We start from the raw sequence: 17,042 nt of genomic DNA, 5'->3' as shown, positions 1-17,042 counted from the left end.
GTAATCCTTGTTATATACTAAAAGGAATAAGTATGCATTTAACCTACACCAGAATAAGCAAGTACCCATACAATTTTAGAAGAATAACTGGATTGAGGCTAGAAACATTTGATAAATTAGTTCAAAAAGTAAGGCCTCTCTTTGAAAAGTTAGAAGCGAGCAAGCTGCGCCATGGACGTCGGAGCCATTTACCTACCTTAGAGGATAAACTGCTCTGTGTTTTGGTATATTACCGCACCTATATTAGCCATGTATTTCTAGGCTACTTATTTAACTTACACAACGCTAACATATGCCGCTTGCTAAGAAAAATGGAGCCCTTACTAGCTAAGAAAATTAGCATTAAAAAAGATAGGACTTTAACCCCAGACAAGGTATTGCGCATATTAGCAGATGTAAGTGAACAGCCTACGCAAAGACCTAGTAAAAAGCAAAAGAAATCTTATTCAGGCAAGAAAAAGAGACATACCATAAAAACAGAGATAGTCATCAGAGAAGATGGGAGAATACTGTCTGTCTCCAAATCACATAAAGGAAGAGTGCATGACTTTAAAATCCGTAAAGGAGAAAAACCCTTACCTAAAGAAAGCTTAAAGCTGGCAGATAGTGGTTATCAAGGCTGGCAAAAGCTACAGAGCAATGTAATGATACCCTACAAAAAGAGCCGTAAGCGGCCATTAACCAAAGAGCAAAAAGACCATAACAGAAAGCTAGCCTCCATACGCATGAAGGTAGAACATAAGATAAGAGAGATCAAGGTATTTAAAATTATGGCAGAGGTATACAGGAATTTTCAGAAAAAATATAACCTTCGCTTTAACATTATATCCGGGCTTATAAACTTCAAGTACGCTTTTTAACAAATAATGTCGCTAGAGCCAAGCTCCCTTCTTTATTTTATTTAAAATTCTACTCTATTTTACCTCTTTCGCAGTAGGTCTATTATTTTAGAGCCTGTTCAAGATCTTTGTTCATTAAGTTAATATTTATTAGATTAGAGAGGAAACTAGTCAATAACTTGATAAAAAAGGGACTTATCTATGACTCAAGAGTATTCTACTAATATTAATAGAGAACAATTTGAAGTTATACGCCCTATTTTGGAAGCAGCCCGAAAAAAGACTAAACCTCGCCAGGTAGATTTATATGAGGTATTCTCTGGATTACTGTATCTGCTCAAGACAGGCTGCCAATGGAGAATGTTGCCTAAAGATTTTCCTAAATGGCGTACGGTACATGCTTATTTTCAGATATGGAGTGAAAAGCAAGAAAATGGCATAAGCTTTCTAGAAGAAGTATTAAAAAAATATGGTTGCTCGTCTGAGGAAGCAAGCAGGTAAAGCAGCCCAAACGAGCCTGATTATAGTAGATGCGCAAAGCATAAAGAATACAGATACAGCCAAAGAGAAAGGCTATGATGGAGCTAAAAAGATAAACGGGATCAAGCGCCACATAGCCGTAGACAGCCAAGGCTTACCGCATGGGATATATGTTACACGGGCTAGTGAAACAGATAGAGATGGAGCAGTAACTATGCTTAAAGATCACAAAGAGCAATTAGCTAAGGTAAAGAAGGTGCTCGTAGATGGAGGCTATAGTGGAGAAGTGTTTGCCAACCAAGTAAAAGAAGTCCTTCAGGGAGCGGAAGTAGAAGTAGCTAAAAGGAGCGAATTGCATCGATTTAAGGTAATACCTAAGCGATGGATAGTGGAGCGAAGTTTTGGCTGGCTGGAAAAATGCCGACGCCTATGGAAAAACTGTGAGAGAAGATTAACTACAAGCTTACAAATGGTGGTGCTTGCTTTTCTAAGAATATGCCTACAAAGATTATGAACAGACTCTAAGAAATGCGTACTAGATGCTAATCCTATATTGTTTTTCGTGTAAAGTGCTTAAGAGTATATGATCTTATACATAAATTTTAAATACTTATTTAGCTAAAAGTTTTATATAAGCTCAATTTATGCTTAAGAATATTTTTTATTGTATATATTGGCCTAATTAAAGAATATAAACTATCTTTTAAAAAAGAAGCTTTTATTTTTACCTATTTGCTTTATTAAATTAAGTACAAAATATATATAAATTGCATAGATAAGGCAGACCTATTTTATATATTATATATGATAAACGAAATAATACAAAGACCTACAGCATGCTTAAAACAAGGAACTGAGGTATTACTCAACCAACAAGTAGTTATAGAGGGTAAATCTTCAGCTGCTTACTTAGCTATGGCTTCTTGGTGTGATATAAAAGGTTATAAGAATTCGGCTGACTTTTTATACGAGCAGGCTGAAGAAGAGCGTGGGCATATGCTTAAGATATTTCATTATATTAATGATGCAGGAGGACGAGCCTTTCAGCCAGAAATAACAGGGATTCAGCAAGATTTTACATCTTTAAGAGAAATTTTTGAATTAATGCTACAACAAGAAATAAAAGTTACTCATACTGTCCACCGTATGGTAGCGCATTGCTGGGATAACCAAGATTTAGCAACTTTTAATTTCCTGCAGTGGTTCGTTAATGAGCAAATAGAAGAGGAGGTAACAGCAAGAAAGATTTTAGATCTGTTTGATGTTATAGGAGAAACTGGTGTTGGACTATATATGATTGATAAAGAAATAGGTGCTTTAAAAGATAAGTAGTCTTTTTTTAAGTTTGCCTTTACTTATAATTATTGGCGTATAAATCTTATGTATATAATTATACATTTATAGACTGTTGTGCAGCAGTAACCTTTATAAACTGGTATTTTGAAACTAGAACAAATAGAGAATATAGTGCGCTGCTTACTACAATACGTATGATATTATTTACTAATTTTTTATCTTAGAAAATATACATATTCTTTTCTTAGTAAAATTTATGCCGCATAAACTATTAAAATACCTAGGAGTAACCTTACTGATTATAAGTACTAGCCAATGCTTGTCTAAATGTAGCAAAAACCTTCCTTACAATACTGTTGATATAGATTTAAAGTGGGAACAAGAACCACAGACTATTGCATTGAATAATCTTGATATAGAAGATGTATTTGGGTTAACTTGTCATGTACCTAGTGAGAATGCCACTTATTTTTTAAATGCTAAGGATGGTAATGTTTGGGAATTTACACCAGAAGGAGAAAATGGTTTAACAACCAAGTCTATTACTAATGTAGGAAACTTTAGCCCGGATAACTCTTTCGTCTTTGCAGCTGGTTCTACTGAAGAACAAGCCTTATTTTTTGGAAACATTTCAGAAACTACAATTGATATATATAAGCTTGAATCTGAAACTTGGAATCAAGTGATTGCCACACAAGATCTAGATACATGGTTTCCTGATGCCAATGTTGATACTAGCAAATTTATAGCTGCTTGTACAGTTGAAATAGACGGTGAGAAGAAAGGTTGTATAATAGTAAGTCTTGTTTCAACAAATAACGATACACAACAGTTAGGTTGTTTACTATTTACACCAAGTACGTCAGGTCTGAAAAGTATAAACATAAAATCAGCATATAACACATCAATTGCTCCTTTCTCTCATTTTACTGGTATGGTAGAGGTAGAAAAAGGAAAAATCTTTCTAGGTAAAGGCTATGAGAATGGAACTATTGATAGATATGATTTACTCTCGATTAATGATGATAATACTTTAACCGTGCTATCACTAGATAATCCTAATCTATTTACTGTCCACAATAGACCTACAGACGACAAACGGCCTACATGGAATATTTTCCCATTATTGTTAGAAGGTGAATTTCCGATTTATAAACCTATCTTTACTATTTTCAACGATACAGATAAAGAGCGTATCATATGTAAGTTAGACGGTCAAAGTCAATATGACTTTCAGAAGATGGCTTTAATACCAGACCCAGAAAATGAAATACTTGGTAAGCCTAATCTTATAATACCATTCCATAATGCATTATATTTATTAACCACTATAACTGCAGAAGATGATACTGTAGAAGCAGTTACATATAAAGCTAAGCTGGTTATAGCAAGCAACAAGCCATAAAAAATTTCGATATAATTTCTTAAAGTAGAATTATGGTATAAAGAAAAAGTATACGTAACTTAAATGTGACTTTTTAATAATTAACTACCTACTATGGAACAAACAAGCCAAAACTTCCTTTTTAAATACCTTAATAATAGCTCTCCTACAGGTTACGAAGCTAGTGGCCAAAAGATTTGGCTAGAATATTTGTACCCTTATGTAGATGATATAGTTACCGATGTGTACGGCAATGCAATAGGGGTTATTAATCCACAAGCAGAATATAAAGTAGTAATAGAAGCACATGCAGATGAAATTTCTTGGTATGTTAACTATATCAGTAAAGAAGGATATATATATGTAATCCGTAATGGAGGCTCAGACTATGAAATAACACCTTCTATGCGTGCCAAAATACATGTAGGGAATAAAACTATACCAGCCGTATTTGGCTGGCCAGCCATACATGTACGTGAAGACAAAAAATCTGGAAAAACTCCGGACATAGAAACAGCTATCTTGGACTGTGGTTGCCATTCAGATAAGGAAGTACAAGAGTTAGGTATCCATGTAGGTTCTGTGGTTACCTTTGATGCTGACTTAATAACACTAAACGAAAAATATTTAGTAGGACGAGGTCTAGATAACCGCATAGGTGGTTTTATGATTGCACAAGTAGCTAGAAAGCTATACGAAAATAAAATCAGGTTACCTTTTGGCCTATATATTACAAATGCAGTACAAGAAGAAGTAGGACTACGAGGAGCTGCTATGGTAGCCAATCGAATAAAGCCTGATTTGGCTATTGTTACAGATGTAACACATGATACTCAAACACCCCACTATAACAAGGTTAAACAAGGAGACATAGCTTGTGGTAAAGGGCCTGTATTAACTCATGCACCTGCTGTACAACATAAAGCTTTAAAACTATTGGTTGATGCAGCTAAAAACCATAATATACCTATACAATGGCAAGCCAGCTCACGCAGCACAGGCACTGATACAGATGCGTTTGCATATTGTGGCGCAGGTATCCCTTCGGCACTTATCTCGCTACCACTTAAGTATATGCACACAACAGTAGAAATGGTGCATAAAAATGATATAGAGCAGATTATAGAATTATTCTACCAATTGTTAACAAATTTACAACCTAATCATAGTTTTAGCTACTTCGATTAATGGTATTAGGTACTATTTACTGAAATGCAATTATTCAATGTAGTCTATTACACAACTAAAAATTAGGCTTAACTTATGCTGACGGTCATTAACGCTTGTCAGCATAAGTTTATTACTGCTATCTCCTAATATTTTTATCCCAGCAACTTAAATATTAAAGTTAATCGTGCTAAGGTAAGAGTGTATTTCAAAACCCTAGCATCAATGCTAAATAGCAAAAGCTATTATTACGTACCCCATAGATTTTCCAACCTACTGTTAGATATTACTAAGCTACCAATATTTATTTGGCTTTTTAGTAAAACTTATGTACAGATTTAAACATATTATAAAGTTAATAATTAAAAAAAAGAAACATCTATTGCTTTAGCGTACATTTTTTCTTTTGTTCTAGTACTAGCTTTTTTGTTTAATTGAAATTCTAACACTACAAATATGTACGTTAATAATAACAAGAAATTAGTTGCTCAATTATTGTTGGCTGCATTTATTTTAGAAAGTTGCCATAGTAACATACCTGTTATAACTGAGCCAAAAACACGAACCAAAACAAAATCACTAATTCTTTCTCATAGCCCTGCTCCTATATTATTATATACTAGTACTAAAGTAATAGATGATAAAAATGGGGGTACTAACCAGGATTTATACATGCCTATGCAACCAACTGCACAGCAAGCATATGCTCAACCTCTCAATACCAGCAACACAAATAGAGCAACTAACCTAGAAAAAGTCACTTCAAATACACTAGAACATTGGCAAATCTTACCAATAAAGCAGAAAGCTCCAGATACAAGAAGAGTCAATAATAGCAGACAGTTAAATGCTAATCATACCATGATTAGTAGACTAATAAACCAGGTATGTATAGCAAACGGAGGTTACCAAGTAGCGTTTCAGAAGAAGGAGAACAGTCGCTTGCAAGCAATAGTAGAAGACAAATATACTACAGGTTCTACAAGACAAATATTACCTGTATACATACAGCCAGGTATCAATTATTCAGAAATAGCCATTAAAAACCCAATTTGGCAAAAACTATGTATACACATTATAAAAGGATGTGTTTATGTAGGACATATAGGTCTACTAGGTGGAGACGAGGATAAAATTTCACACACAAAAAAAGAGAGCGAACACAAAATAGAACAAATACAAGCATTCATTGGCGAAGCTGCAAAAAATGCAGAAAAAGCAAAAAGCAAAGATATTGTTTTAGTACTCGGAAATACAGGAGTTGGAAAAAGTACTGCTGTTAATTACCTTCTAGGAACCAAGATAAAATTCGATACCAATGACGAAGGGGATCGAATTGCAGTTACAAGAAACCCACAAGAAGAAAGGGCAAAAATAGGGCGAAATAACTTTGAATCAGAAACTTTTTTCCCAGATGTCTACTACAATAGTGCTGCTGCTTCCTATGTATATTGTGATACACCTGGATTCAATGATACACGCACTGAAGAAGAACAGCTTAATGCTACCATTGCTACACAACTCATCATTAGTTGTGCAGAAGCTGTACGTGCCATCATTGTAGTTATTGACATACAAGATTTAACAACTGGTAAAGGAAAAGGAATGCGGGAGCTTAGCTTAACACTGAGCCGGTTGCTAAAAAGTGATATAGCACCTAATTCCATTTTATTTGTTTTTAATGACAAGAACGGTTCTGAAATAAACTTAGATAACATACATAAGAAAATAGAGAGTTTGAAAAAAACTGAAATTGCAAAGCTAGAAAAGTTACAAAAGTCAATCGAAACTGGTGGTAAAGCTATGCTTAAAGAATATAAACGTCTTCAGCAAACCCTACCTCTGCTGGAAATACTAAGCTCTAGTAAAGATAATACTTTTAAAATTAACCTTTTTGACGATTTTAAAAGCAAGCAGTGTATAGAAAAATTAATACAAAATACACAGTCTACACCTAAAGATAAATTTAACTTTTCTGACTATGATGAAGTACGTGCCAAATTTAATAAGCAACTAGCTGGAGTACTAGATAACATAACATGCAAGCTTTGTGAATTTGTAAATGCACATAAGGACATAGATTTACTTAACAATACAATGGAATCTTGTAACGAGCGCATAGTATTTTATAAGGATCAACTCAGGCCTCTTAATCTTCAACAAAAAATACAAGAAGAAGGGCAAATACCAATCCTTGAGAAAAAGATAAAAAACTACGAAGAAAATATTGAAGTATTAACAAGAAAAAGGCAGCCACCTAGGGTTAAAGTTAATAGCTTAGAAAATGAAAAAGCTGATTTAGAGAAAGATAGAGAAATTTTATACAAAGAAACTCGTATAATTTATTGTAATGAGTTTGTATATAATGGTCCCCCTTTCACTAGAGTAAAAATACTAGAAGGAAAGATCCCCGGAACAGGTCTACCTGCTTTTGAGCCACGTTTAAGAAGTGAATTTATAGATAAGAAAAATGGGATATATAGAGCAAATCTTGCAATCTTTTCTCCTTACGCACACCCAGGCATTAGAAAAATGGAATCATATTTTGCTGGTACTCATAAAGTTCTAATTTATATTCAAGCCAGAAACCACCCTGATAATAGAGCACGTATCCAACAGATTGAAAGAATATTAGCAGAAGAAGGGGAAAAAATAGCAGCATTTAACAGGGAAATAATGGATTTAGAGAGTTCTCGTGATATAACACTAAAATTATTGGAAACTTATAAGTCTAATATACAAAAACAAAAGAAACAACTTGAGGATAAGAGAAAATCCCTAGAGGTAAATCTTGGCAGAATACAACGTGAAAATCAAAAAGCAATAGCGCAAAAGGATAAGCAAGAGAAGATAAGGCAAGAAGCAGAAAAATATTTGACTGAAAGAGGAACTACGATAGCTGCTATTTATAATCTAATTGCACATGGCATAACCAGCAATGAAGTTAATGAAATAGAAAAATTTAAAGAATATTACCAACATTACCAATCTATTTTAGATCAAGGCCCTAACTATATAGCTTCATTACATAAAATAGATTATCCAGATCATTTAATCTGTCCACTAACACAAGAACTATTCTTAGACCCTGTTGTTACGCCATGTGGACACAGTTTTAGCCATCAGGAATTACTAAAATGGCTAAATACACAAAAAAGTTGCCCAAACTGCAGAGAGCCTGTAAACCCCAAAAGGTTATGCCCAAATGTAAGCTTAAGACAAGTCATAGAAAAATTACTAAGTAGTAGAGAAGATAAAAACTAAAATAGTATATCATAAACCCATGCTAGCAGAATCAAACTCTCATTAACATGCCAGCATGAACAAGCAACTAGAATTTATTACTTGGTATTGTTAAATTAAGATAGGCAGCTGATTATTTAGCTTGGCCATTAGCAGGTTGAGCGATTTTTCTATCATGTGCACCTGTTTGCTATAGCATTTTCCTTTACGCTTAAATCTTGCTAAATAGTGCCTCATTAAGCTATTATATCCTTCCACTGTATAAGTTTCTGATTTGCTTTGTCGGTGTTTATCTTTTGGAATAAACTGCTGGTAGCTTTTCCAATAATCACTACAATACAGCTTGCCTATATCCTTGACGCGCTCCCATAACTTCAATCCGGTTTGTGTCGAGCGATCTCCACACACATATGATATAAAACGCTTGCTCAATCTATCAACAGCTATCCATATCCAGCAGTAGACTTTTTTGAACCCACATATGTGTGTATTTCATCCATCTCGACTATATCTACTTGATCTTGTCTTTCTGGTAAACTTACTTGATCTCCACATGCTTTTACCCATTGATAGACTGTTCCATAGCTTATGTTGAGTATACGGCCTATAGCTCGAAATCCTAATCCTTCTAAGTATAATTGCAACGCTTTTCGCTTAGTAGATACAGGTTTAACATCTGATTTGTGACTAACTGTGTAAGGGAAACGGCAACTTTTACACTGGTAGCGCTGTCTACCTCTAACAATTCCATCTTTACAGCTTTGAGTATTATTACATCGAGGACAATTCATACTTTTTCCTCTAACTTACTAATCCTATCCCAATTTAACAATACCTATTACTTATATGCCTAAGATACTATGTACGATTTTGCCATTTTTAGGTAATAAATATAGATTACTTACACACGGCCAGGTATCTACACCTTTTAGGTACGCGTTCACGAATATGCTACCTTTAAAATGAGCCAAAAACACATATTTATTTGGCAACTAGCTATAAAAACTATTGTTGATGATTAGTATATGGTTGGTTTTATAGTTGTTTCATATTTTATTATTAGCAACTAAGTGCTTTATTATGCTTCAAATAACGTATTTCTAGTATTGGCAGACCCGTGAACGCGTACCCTTTCTTCTTTATAAAAGTACATGATTTTCCACCCACACTTTTAAAGCTATACTGATGTTTAGTAAATATATAAGGAACTTAATAGTTGGCAGCCAGCTGTATTTATGCACATGAAACGATACGCCTAGTTAAAAATATACTATGCTTTTCTTTAGTAAATAGGTGAATATGTACGATTATTCCGACTTTAACATGAAATTAAATTTGCTATACATTAATTGTATAGTGATTAGTACCCATCTAAAACAAAACCAAGCTGACAAACATAACAGTTTCTACACAGCTTTACCTTTGCTTGAGCACAACTATAATATGGTTACTCTGCTTGCTCCTTAACATACGCTTTGGTAATATCAAATGTTACAGCAGGTAATCCAGCCACCTCTCCAATCAAAGTACCTTTTTCAAGAATCCTTAAATACTGATCAATCACCTTTAACATAACTCTTACTCCTTGATTACCTACCTTAGTATCAGTTTTTATAATTTCTTCTACAACCTTTTGGTCTACCTGTTCATATAGTATTGAATGAGCCAAACATACCTTTTTGATATGTTCCCTAGCAATAGCTAATTTTTGGTCGTCTGTAAAGCTATTAAATTTTACTAAATTTACACGAGAATCAAGTGCAGCAGCACTTTCTTTGCCTAGCACTTCAGTAAAGGTACGATTACCCACTAAGATAATTTTCAAATGAGAAATATCATAGGTAGCACCATCATATCGGTGGAGCCTTGCGGTAGTTTCTTGAGTTTCCAAAAGAGCATGTAAAAGGCTCATAACTTCTGGCCCTGCTTCATGTAAAAACCTACCGTTTTCATCCCTTGCTAAAGCTTTATCAATTTCGTCTAGCACAAGAATTTTATTAGAGAAATTACCTTTCTTAGTTTTACCTCCTAATAAAACATCTACGATAATGCCTGGTTCTGAGTTGCTAGACCAAAAACTGTGTCCATTTACCGACTTATACTTAGCAACATCTATAATTTGTACAGGCAACCCTAGCAAATTGCCTATTTGTCTAGCTAGATAAGTTTTACCAGTCCCTGGAGGTCCTACAAACATTAAAGGCACAGCTTTCTTTTCCAACTTTTCAAATTTTGAATCTGTAATTGCAGTAATTGTAAAGTCTCCAATATTGATACGTACCTCTTCTGGATAATTTTTAATAAACTCTGTAATTGGTGCTAGCTGTGGATTAATAGGTTTGGGAACTAATGGAAATTCTAATATCTCTTCAATTCCTTTTTCACATTCTTTAAGTTCATAGTTCCAATTTTCTACTAGATTGGTGTACTTGCTAATCGTAGTATGAAGAAAGACTCTCATGCTCTTGGTCAATTTATGCCTACGTCTTTCATAGCGGCTTTTATAATCCATAGCTCTCCTTAAAGCAGGACTAGCCAGGTAAGGGGTAAACAGTGTACATAGTTTGTTGCCGATATTGCCGAGTGGCTTAGTTAACATACCACTTATAAGAGGCCCCATAAAAGTAGAAGCACTGATTGCTTGTGTGCCCCCAATTAGATACCCTATGCTACCTATTAGCACAACACCTAATCCCATTTGTGTACTGGCTCGTAAAAGCTCTTTTCCTTGCTCTTTTTTAAAAGGATCTAGCCTATGACTTCTCTTTTTAGCAGTTTTTGATGTTATAGTCGCAGTACGCTTTGCTGATACTGAAGAAAATTTTACTTCTTTATCTGTTTCAATATTACAGGTAATAATATGACAAGGGTTAAAAGCAATTAAATTAATTGCTGTGAAAGCATGCACGTGTCCAGATACACGAAAAAAGAGAATTGTAAGTATTATAATTGTAACTGTACACTTTTTTTCCCAAGAAGAAAGCAACTGCATAATGTTCTTAAAAAGAGTTAAATGAGATATTTACTTAATAGAAATATTGAAAGGCTGCAACATAGTTCATATTTTAAAAATTGCAAATTAATTATGGAACAAATTGAGAATATGGATCATGGCTACTCTGCTTTATTAAGCTTTCTACTAATAAATATTTTAGTGACTAACTGTGGTTGTGGAGACAAGAAAGATAAAGAGTTAAAAGAGCTTGCTGCAGAAGAGAAAACACTGACTGAGACGTTGAAGAAACACTTTAAAGAAGAAGCATGACCAATAATAGAAGGGGATATAAAAGAAATCCGAAATAAGCCTACGAAAGATATTGAAGAAGCTATTCTAGACTCAGAAAACATGCTAAAAACGGTCAATAAATGGCTTAGAGGTGAGGATATAGAAGTTAACATGGGAGAAGAATTGGAAAATCATGCAGGTAGTTTAAAAGACGTAACCGAAGAAATGCCTGTCAATGAAGTTTTCAACAAAGTGAAGTCAGCTCTGGAAGATACTTTAAAATTACTTAAAAATCTAAAAAGGCAAGCTGAACTAAAAAGTAGTACACCTAAAGGGAAGAATACAGGTACAGCTACGCCAAAAATTAAAAAATAACATAACTTAGCTATTTAACCCTTCATATAAAGCAACATGCTTTTGTATGGAGGATTATTTCATTAAAATACATATCCTTAACAATATAGGAATCAGTATTTTAATACAAGCTACATAGTTAATTATTAAACTTATCTATAAGAGTAAAGTAATTGTCTGGACTTCTATTTCTGTAGCCTACCAATATGTTTATAGATACTTATAATTTCTAATTTAATAGTTTATAAAAAATATTTACACTTAACTCCTCTTATCAATTAATAACAACCTAGAAGGTTTAAAGTAATTATTTTTTATAAGCCTTCCCTGTAAAAAACTTTAAATTCATGTAAAACTACCCTTGTGTACCTAGCCCACTAACATGAAGTATTGAACTAGTTCAACTTATACACTAGGCAGCAATTTAAATACCTTACTGATTGTACTGTTTAATGTGTAGCCACATATAGTTGATTGATTACCAATTAACATCTCTAATTCTGTTTCTCATTTTCTTCTAATAAATTTTACTATATTCCATTCCTGTACGCTGCAAAATTTATATATAAGTAAGTATGGACATGTAAGGAGGTGTTGGTAAGTACGTAATCATTTTCAATATTATTTACATATACTATACAGTTATGTTAACATCTAGAAAAGTAATAATTCTTATAAAATTTATGCTAGTTGGTATTTTAGTGGTTAGCTGCAGCTGTGAAAAAGATAAAGAAAATGATGAACAGCAGCTTATTGTGGAAGAGCCTAAATTTAATAATAACGAAACAGAGCTTCAACAGATTAAAAGAGAAGAAGAAGTTTTAACAGAAAACTTAAAAATATATTTTAAAGCACAAGCTTGGAAAGACGATATAGAAGTAGGCATTATAGAACGTAGAGGCAATAAAGAAGCAATTGACCATCATATAAGCTACCTAGAAAATGTTTTAGGGGAATTAAATAAAATACAGGATAGTACAATAGATGAGAGTGCCTTACGAAGGTTTAATGAATTTATGAATCATATTGAGGGAATAGCCATACCTCTAGATTCTCGTGAATTAGTTAAAGACCAGCAGAATATTGTTAAAGCAAAACAAATAGTAAATCTCACTTTGCAGCTCTACAAAAATTTAAAAAAGCAAGCTGAGTTAGAAAATAACTAATATATAAGCTTATACCAATTGAGTATTTTACTTATTTAACCACCCACCTATATAGGGAACTAACTTCTTATTATGGGTGGTTGTTTTTTATAGAGCCATTTATTACACTATCAAGTTGCAATGTATTACTATAAATATACTAAAAAATAATAGCTTGTTTGTATATAAAATACCAGCCAACCTTCCACAAATAGTAATTAGCTAATAGTTAAGGCTTGTGACTTTATAATTAAGAACTTAATTTAGCGCCTACATATAATCTATTCATTTAAAATTAAAGAATAATCCACTTTTATTATCAAACATAAAACTTATACAATTATGTTAAACTACAGAAAAACAACCACCTTATTAAGCTTTCTACTACTCAGTACTTTAGTAACTAGCTGTGGTTGTGGGAACAAAAAAGGAAAGGAAAGAAAGCAGCTTGTCGCAAAAGGAAAAGAGCTAACTGATAAATTAAAAGAAAAGGAAAGAAAGCAGCTTGTTACAAAAGAAAAAGGGCTGACTGATAAATTAAAAGCACAATGTAAAACAGAGGGGGGCATTTGGAAAATGGTGGAAAAAGATATAAAAGAACTTAAAAACGACATAGCAGCAATTAAGCAAGCTAGAACTAGCATTAAAGCCCAATTAGCAAAATTAGAATTCTTACTGCCTCGGATAAAACAAATTGAACTGTTAAGTGATGAACAGAAACCAGCAGCCATAGCTGCCATGCAAAATCAGAATATAGTAGAACAGATACAGTTAAGTGAAGAGGATGTGAGGACATATATAGAGACGCTGGGGATTCTTAGAGACACAAAGTTACCAACTAAAAACGATGATAAGTTGCCATTAGATGATAATGATGTGGCGTTGCTACTATTTTGTAGTAACAATATTACCAGAGTAATTCAATTTGGAAAAGATATGATAGATTTGTATGATAACTTGAAAAAGCAAGCTGAATTAAAAACCAAGAAGTAATTGCTATAAGCTTTATATAAAGCTGTGTATTTTACTTATTTAACCACCTATATTAAGAAGGTAAACTCTTGTTATAGGTGGTTGTTTTTTATGTAGCGGCTATGCCCTTTAAGGGAAACTTGCCAATTCTTACCCTCCCTCCTTTATCCCACGCAATTCAACAAATTTTTAACCATTGTCTTTGACCCTATATAAAAGGGCACGCATTGGTGAATATGACGAGGTATGATATTTAAAATAGGTTGCTTACCGTCAGTAGCCAACCCACCTGCCTGCTCTGCTATAAAAGCCAATACATTACACTCAAACATTAAACGAAGCTTCCCCTTAGGCCGTTTGTAAGTAGGCGGATATAAATAAATGCCTCCCTCTAATAAATGTCTATGGAAATCAGCTACTAAAGCACCTGTATACCTACTTGTAAGTTCTTGGCGCCTACAATACGCAATATAATTTTGTATATAATGTGGAAAAGTATGCAAATAGCTATGATTAATAGCATAAGTGATGCCATTTTCTGGCATGCGTAGAGCAGGATGTGTTAAAAAGAATTGATTCACCGTAGGATCATAAGTAAATCCATGTACGCCATATATAGTTGCGTAAACCAGCGTATTAACTGTGCTATATAGCATATAACCAGCTGCAAGCTGCTGCTTTCCAGGTATTAATACATCTGCATCTTGTATAGGGGTTTCTGACGGAGAAATCCGTTGGTAAATTGAAAAAAGTGTACCTATGGGCGAATTAACATTAATGTTAGATGACCCATCTAATGGATCTAATGCTACTATATACCTAGCATTCTTATTTCTTAAAGGCACAACAGAATCTGCTTCCTCTGAAATAACTGCGCAAACCTCGTGGGTAGCTTCCAAGGCTTCTAAAAAAAAGCTTTGTGCTACAATATCTAATTTTTGCTGGGTATCGCCAGAGCAATTAAGGCTTTCTGTAAAAGAAACATCTTTATCTATCATACTTTGCACTACTGCTTTGCTTATAAACCTAGCAGATGTTGCCATAGCCTGAATAATGATAGGGATAGCAGTAGGTATATTAGGAAAACGTGCCTGCTCCTCTCCAAGAAATTGAGTTAACGAAGGAATAGATTGAGAAATAATATCCTGACTTTCTGGCATACTAACTAACAATAATAAAACGTTCTATAAGCCCTTAATTTACTAAAGCTCTTCGTTAACTTCGCACTCATATAACAAGATTTTTTTATAGAAACATGGAAATTTTTAAATTTGGAGGAGCGTCTCTTCAAAATCCTGTAGCAATCAGGCAACTTGCTAAAATTATTAACAAATATAGCGGCCAATCATTAGTAATAGTTGTTTCGGCTATGGGTAAAATAACCCAGTCATTAGAAAAAATTTTAGAACAATACTTACATAACCAAGCATATGAATCAGCGATTGAAGAAGTATATCTGTTTCATAAAAATATCATCCAAGCTTTATTAGAAGATACATGTTCGCCGTTAGAAACAGCATTACAAACTTGGAGACAACAGCTCATTCAAGACCTAACCACTACCAATTTACCAGAAGAATTAGAAAAATTGTATAGTAAAGTAGTAGCCTGGGGAGAGATCTTATCATCTAAAATTGTCTACCACTACTTAATCCATGTGGGCATACACCTTACTTGGGTAGATGCAAGGCAATACATTAAAACTAAACCTGGGTTTATCAATGCACAACTTGACGAACCTTATACTAAGGCTTTAGTACAAAATAAATTAAAGCCTATGCTAGCACAAGGTAAATTTATATTAACACAAGGGTTTATTGGCAGTGATCAAAGCGGGGAAACAACCACCTTAGGTAAAGAGGGTTCAGATTTTACAGGAGCCATTCTAGCAGCAGCCTTAGAAGCAAGTTCTTTAACTATATGGAAAGATGTACCAGGAATTATGAATGCAGATCCTAAGGTATTTAAAAATACTACTCAATTCCAGGAGCTTTCCTATGAAACTATGGCTAAAATGTCTTTCTATGGAGCACAGGTAGTACATCCTAAAACTATTTACCCACTTGCTGCACAAGACATTCCTTTATATATAAGACCGTTTTATAATCATCAGGCTGTAGGCACTATTGTCAATAGTAAAGTACAAGCACCAATAGATATACCTATTTATATACTTAGAAAAGAGCAGGTGCTTATAAAAGTTAGTGTAGGAGATTTTATCTTTTTTGAAGAAAAGCATTTAAGCATGCTTTGTGAAGAGTTGGATAAATTAGCTTTACGCATCAATTTTTTAGAAAAGACCCCATATGATGTGTCTATTTGTCTAAACAATGAGTCTATTAAAATAGACAAAATTCTTGCCATCTTGCAGAATGGATTTAACATAGCTATACAAACACCTGTACAAATCTTAACCGTTATAGGTCAAATCCAACCAGCTGACTTGAATTTCCTTCAAGAAAAAAATATCTTAACTAAACAATATAATTCATCTGTTTACCAAGTAGTCTTCTTGGTAAATGGGACAGACCTTTATTGATCTGCCCCATTTACCAAGTAGATATAGGCTACCCACTAATACTCATCCTCATTAAATAGGAAGTCTTCTTTTGTTGGGTATTCTGGCCATATTTCTTCTATACTGTCATAAGGATGGTCGTCATCCTCTAACTCTTCTAGATTTTCTATAACCTCTATAGGTGCTCCTATACGGTCTGCAAAATCTATTAATTGCTCCTTGGTAGCTGGCCATGGTGCATCATCTAAGTAAGATGCTAATTCAAGTGTCCAATACATGGTATATTAATTTTATAGCGTAAAAATTAGGATTACGTTTAAATTTTTATAGGTTGCAAGTATAATATATTTTTCACCATATACAATAGATGGTATATTATATTTATATATCTAATCCTTTATTTTAATAAAAATTATTT

At 33.7% G+C, this 17,042-nt stretch carries 15 protein-coding genes; 11 read left to right on the top strand and 4 right to left on the bottom strand.

Annotation, left to right across the window (positions count from 1 at the left end):
* Positions 1 to 32: 32 nt before the first annotated feature.
* From AASI_RS01945 to AASI_RS01915, 6 genes are all read left to right on the top strand, one after another.
* A complete protein-coding gene (locus AASI_RS01945; RefSeq protein WP_083758785.1) occupies positions 33 to 860 on the top strand; it encodes an IS5-like element ISCaa6 family transposase in 828 nt (275 codons plus the stop codon).
* A 180-nt stretch (positions 861 to 1,040) separates the two neighbouring features.
* Positions 1,041 to 1,833, top strand: a protein-coding gene (locus AASI_RS01935; RefSeq protein ID WP_076612132.1) for an IS5-like element ISCaa8 family transposase whose coding sequence is annotated in 2 segments (ribosomal slippage) — positions 1,041 to 1,301 and positions 1,303 to 1,833 — 792 coding nt in all. Because the reading frame shifts where the segments join, the coding sequence is not laid out codon by codon here.
* Between the two features lie 290 nt (positions 1,834 to 2,123).
* Positions 2,124 to 2,651: a ferritin gene (locus AASI_RS01930; protein WP_012472562.1), complete on the top strand. Its 528-nt coding sequence runs from the start codon at positions 2,124 to 2,126 to the stop codon at positions 2,649 to 2,651.
* Positions 2,652 to 2,871: 220 nt separating this feature from the next.
* Positions 2,872 to 4,020: a hypothetical protein gene (locus tag AASI_RS01925; protein ID WP_012472561.1), complete on the top strand. Its 1,149-nt coding sequence runs from the start codon at positions 2,872 to 2,874 to the stop codon at positions 4,018 to 4,020.
* 93 nt (positions 4,021 to 4,113) lie between these two features.
* Positions 4,114 to 5,187 (top strand): M20/M25/M40 family metallo-hydrolase, encoded by a 1,074-nt coding sequence (locus AASI_RS01920; protein WP_012472560.1) that lies wholly within the window; start codon positions 4,114 to 4,116, stop codon positions 5,185 to 5,187.
* Positions 5,188 to 5,622: 435 nt separating this feature from the next.
* Positions 5,623 to 8,430, top strand: a complete 2,808-nt coding sequence (locus AASI_RS01915; protein WP_012472559.1) for a U-box domain-containing protein — start codon at positions 5,623 to 5,625, stop codon at positions 8,428 to 8,430.
* A 90-nt stretch (positions 8,431 to 8,520) separates the two neighbouring features.
* Here AASI_RS01915 and AASI_RS07930 read toward each other — a convergent pair.
* Together AASI_RS07930 and AASI_RS01900 are read right to left on the bottom strand one after the other, a co-directional pair.
* Positions 8,521 to 9,200, bottom strand: a protein-coding gene (locus tag AASI_RS07930; RefSeq protein WP_148204900.1) for an IS1-like element ISCaa4 family transposase whose coding sequence is annotated in 2 segments (ribosomal slippage) — positions 8,521 to 8,882 and positions 8,882 to 9,200 — 681 coding nt in all. Because the reading frame shifts where the segments join, the coding sequence is not laid out codon by codon here.
* A 656-nt stretch (positions 9,201 to 9,856) separates the two neighbouring features.
* Entirely contained in the window at positions 9,857 to 11,401 is a 1,545-nt protein-coding gene (locus AASI_RS01900; RefSeq protein ID WP_044282742.1) for an ATP-binding protein, read from the bottom strand.
* A 111-nt stretch (positions 11,402 to 11,512) separates the two neighbouring features.
* Between AASI_RS01900 and AASI_RS08760 the strand changes: the two genes are divergently transcribed.
* The 4 genes from AASI_RS08760 to AASI_RS01880 all read left to right on the top strand — a co-directional run bounded on the left by AASI_RS08760 (position 11,513) and on the right by AASI_RS01880 (position 14,127).
* Complete coding sequence (locus AASI_RS08760) at positions 11,513 to 11,674, top strand: hypothetical protein (RefSeq protein ID WP_187146284.1); 162 nt, start codon at positions 11,513 to 11,515, stop codon at positions 11,672 to 11,674.
* An 81-nt stretch (positions 11,675 to 11,755) separates the two neighbouring features.
* Entirely contained in the window at positions 11,756 to 12,010 is a 255-nt protein-coding gene (locus AASI_RS01890; RefSeq protein ID WP_012472557.1) for a hypothetical protein, read from the top strand.
* A gap of 662 nt (positions 12,011 to 12,672) precedes the next feature.
* Positions 12,673 to 13,155, top strand: a complete 483-nt coding sequence (locus AASI_RS01885; RefSeq protein ID WP_187146283.1) for a hypothetical protein — start codon at positions 12,673 to 12,675, stop codon at positions 13,153 to 13,155.
* Positions 13,156 to 13,476: 321 nt separating this feature from the next.
* The gene (locus tag AASI_RS01880) at positions 13,477 to 14,127 is read left to right on the top strand and encodes a hypothetical protein (RefSeq protein ID WP_012472555.1); all 651 of its coding nucleotides are present in this window, start codon (positions 13,477 to 13,479) and stop codon (positions 14,125 to 14,127) included.
* A gap of 143 nt (positions 14,128 to 14,270) precedes the next feature.
* On the opposite strand, the gene fbp is transcribed toward AASI_RS01880, so the two are convergent.
* Positions 14,271 to 15,266: a class 1 fructose-bisphosphatase gene (gene fbp / locus AASI_RS01875; RefSeq protein WP_012472554.1), complete on the bottom strand. Its 996-nt coding sequence runs from the start codon at positions 15,264 to 15,266 to the stop codon at positions 14,271 to 14,273.
* Between the two features lie 95 nt (positions 15,267 to 15,361).
* Between fbp and AASI_RS01870 the strand changes: the two genes are divergently transcribed.
* Positions 15,362 to 16,645, top strand: coding sequence for an aspartate kinase (locus tag AASI_RS01870; RefSeq protein ID WP_012472553.1), 1,284 nt, complete (start codon positions 15,362 to 15,364; stop codon positions 16,643 to 16,645).
* Positions 16,646 to 16,680: 35 nt separating this feature from the next.
* Here the strand turns inward: AASI_RS01870 and AASI_RS01865 are convergent, their stop codons facing one another.
* Positions 16,681 to 16,902 (bottom strand): DUF2795 domain-containing protein, encoded by a 222-nt coding sequence (locus AASI_RS01865; RefSeq protein WP_012472552.1) that lies wholly within the window; start codon positions 16,900 to 16,902, stop codon positions 16,681 to 16,683.
* Between the last annotated feature and the right edge of the window lie 140 nt (positions 16,903 to 17,042).

Origin of the sequence: Candidatus Amoebophilus asiaticus 5a2 (assembly GCF_000020565.1) — a bacterium.
In the GTDB taxonomy this organism is placed as follows: Bacteria; Bacteroidota; Bacteroidia; order Cytophagales; family Amoebophilaceae; genus Amoebophilus; species Amoebophilus asiaticus.
The sequence above is the reverse complement of the archived record's forward strand: the minus strand, read 5'-3'. Positions and strand labels throughout refer to the sequence as shown.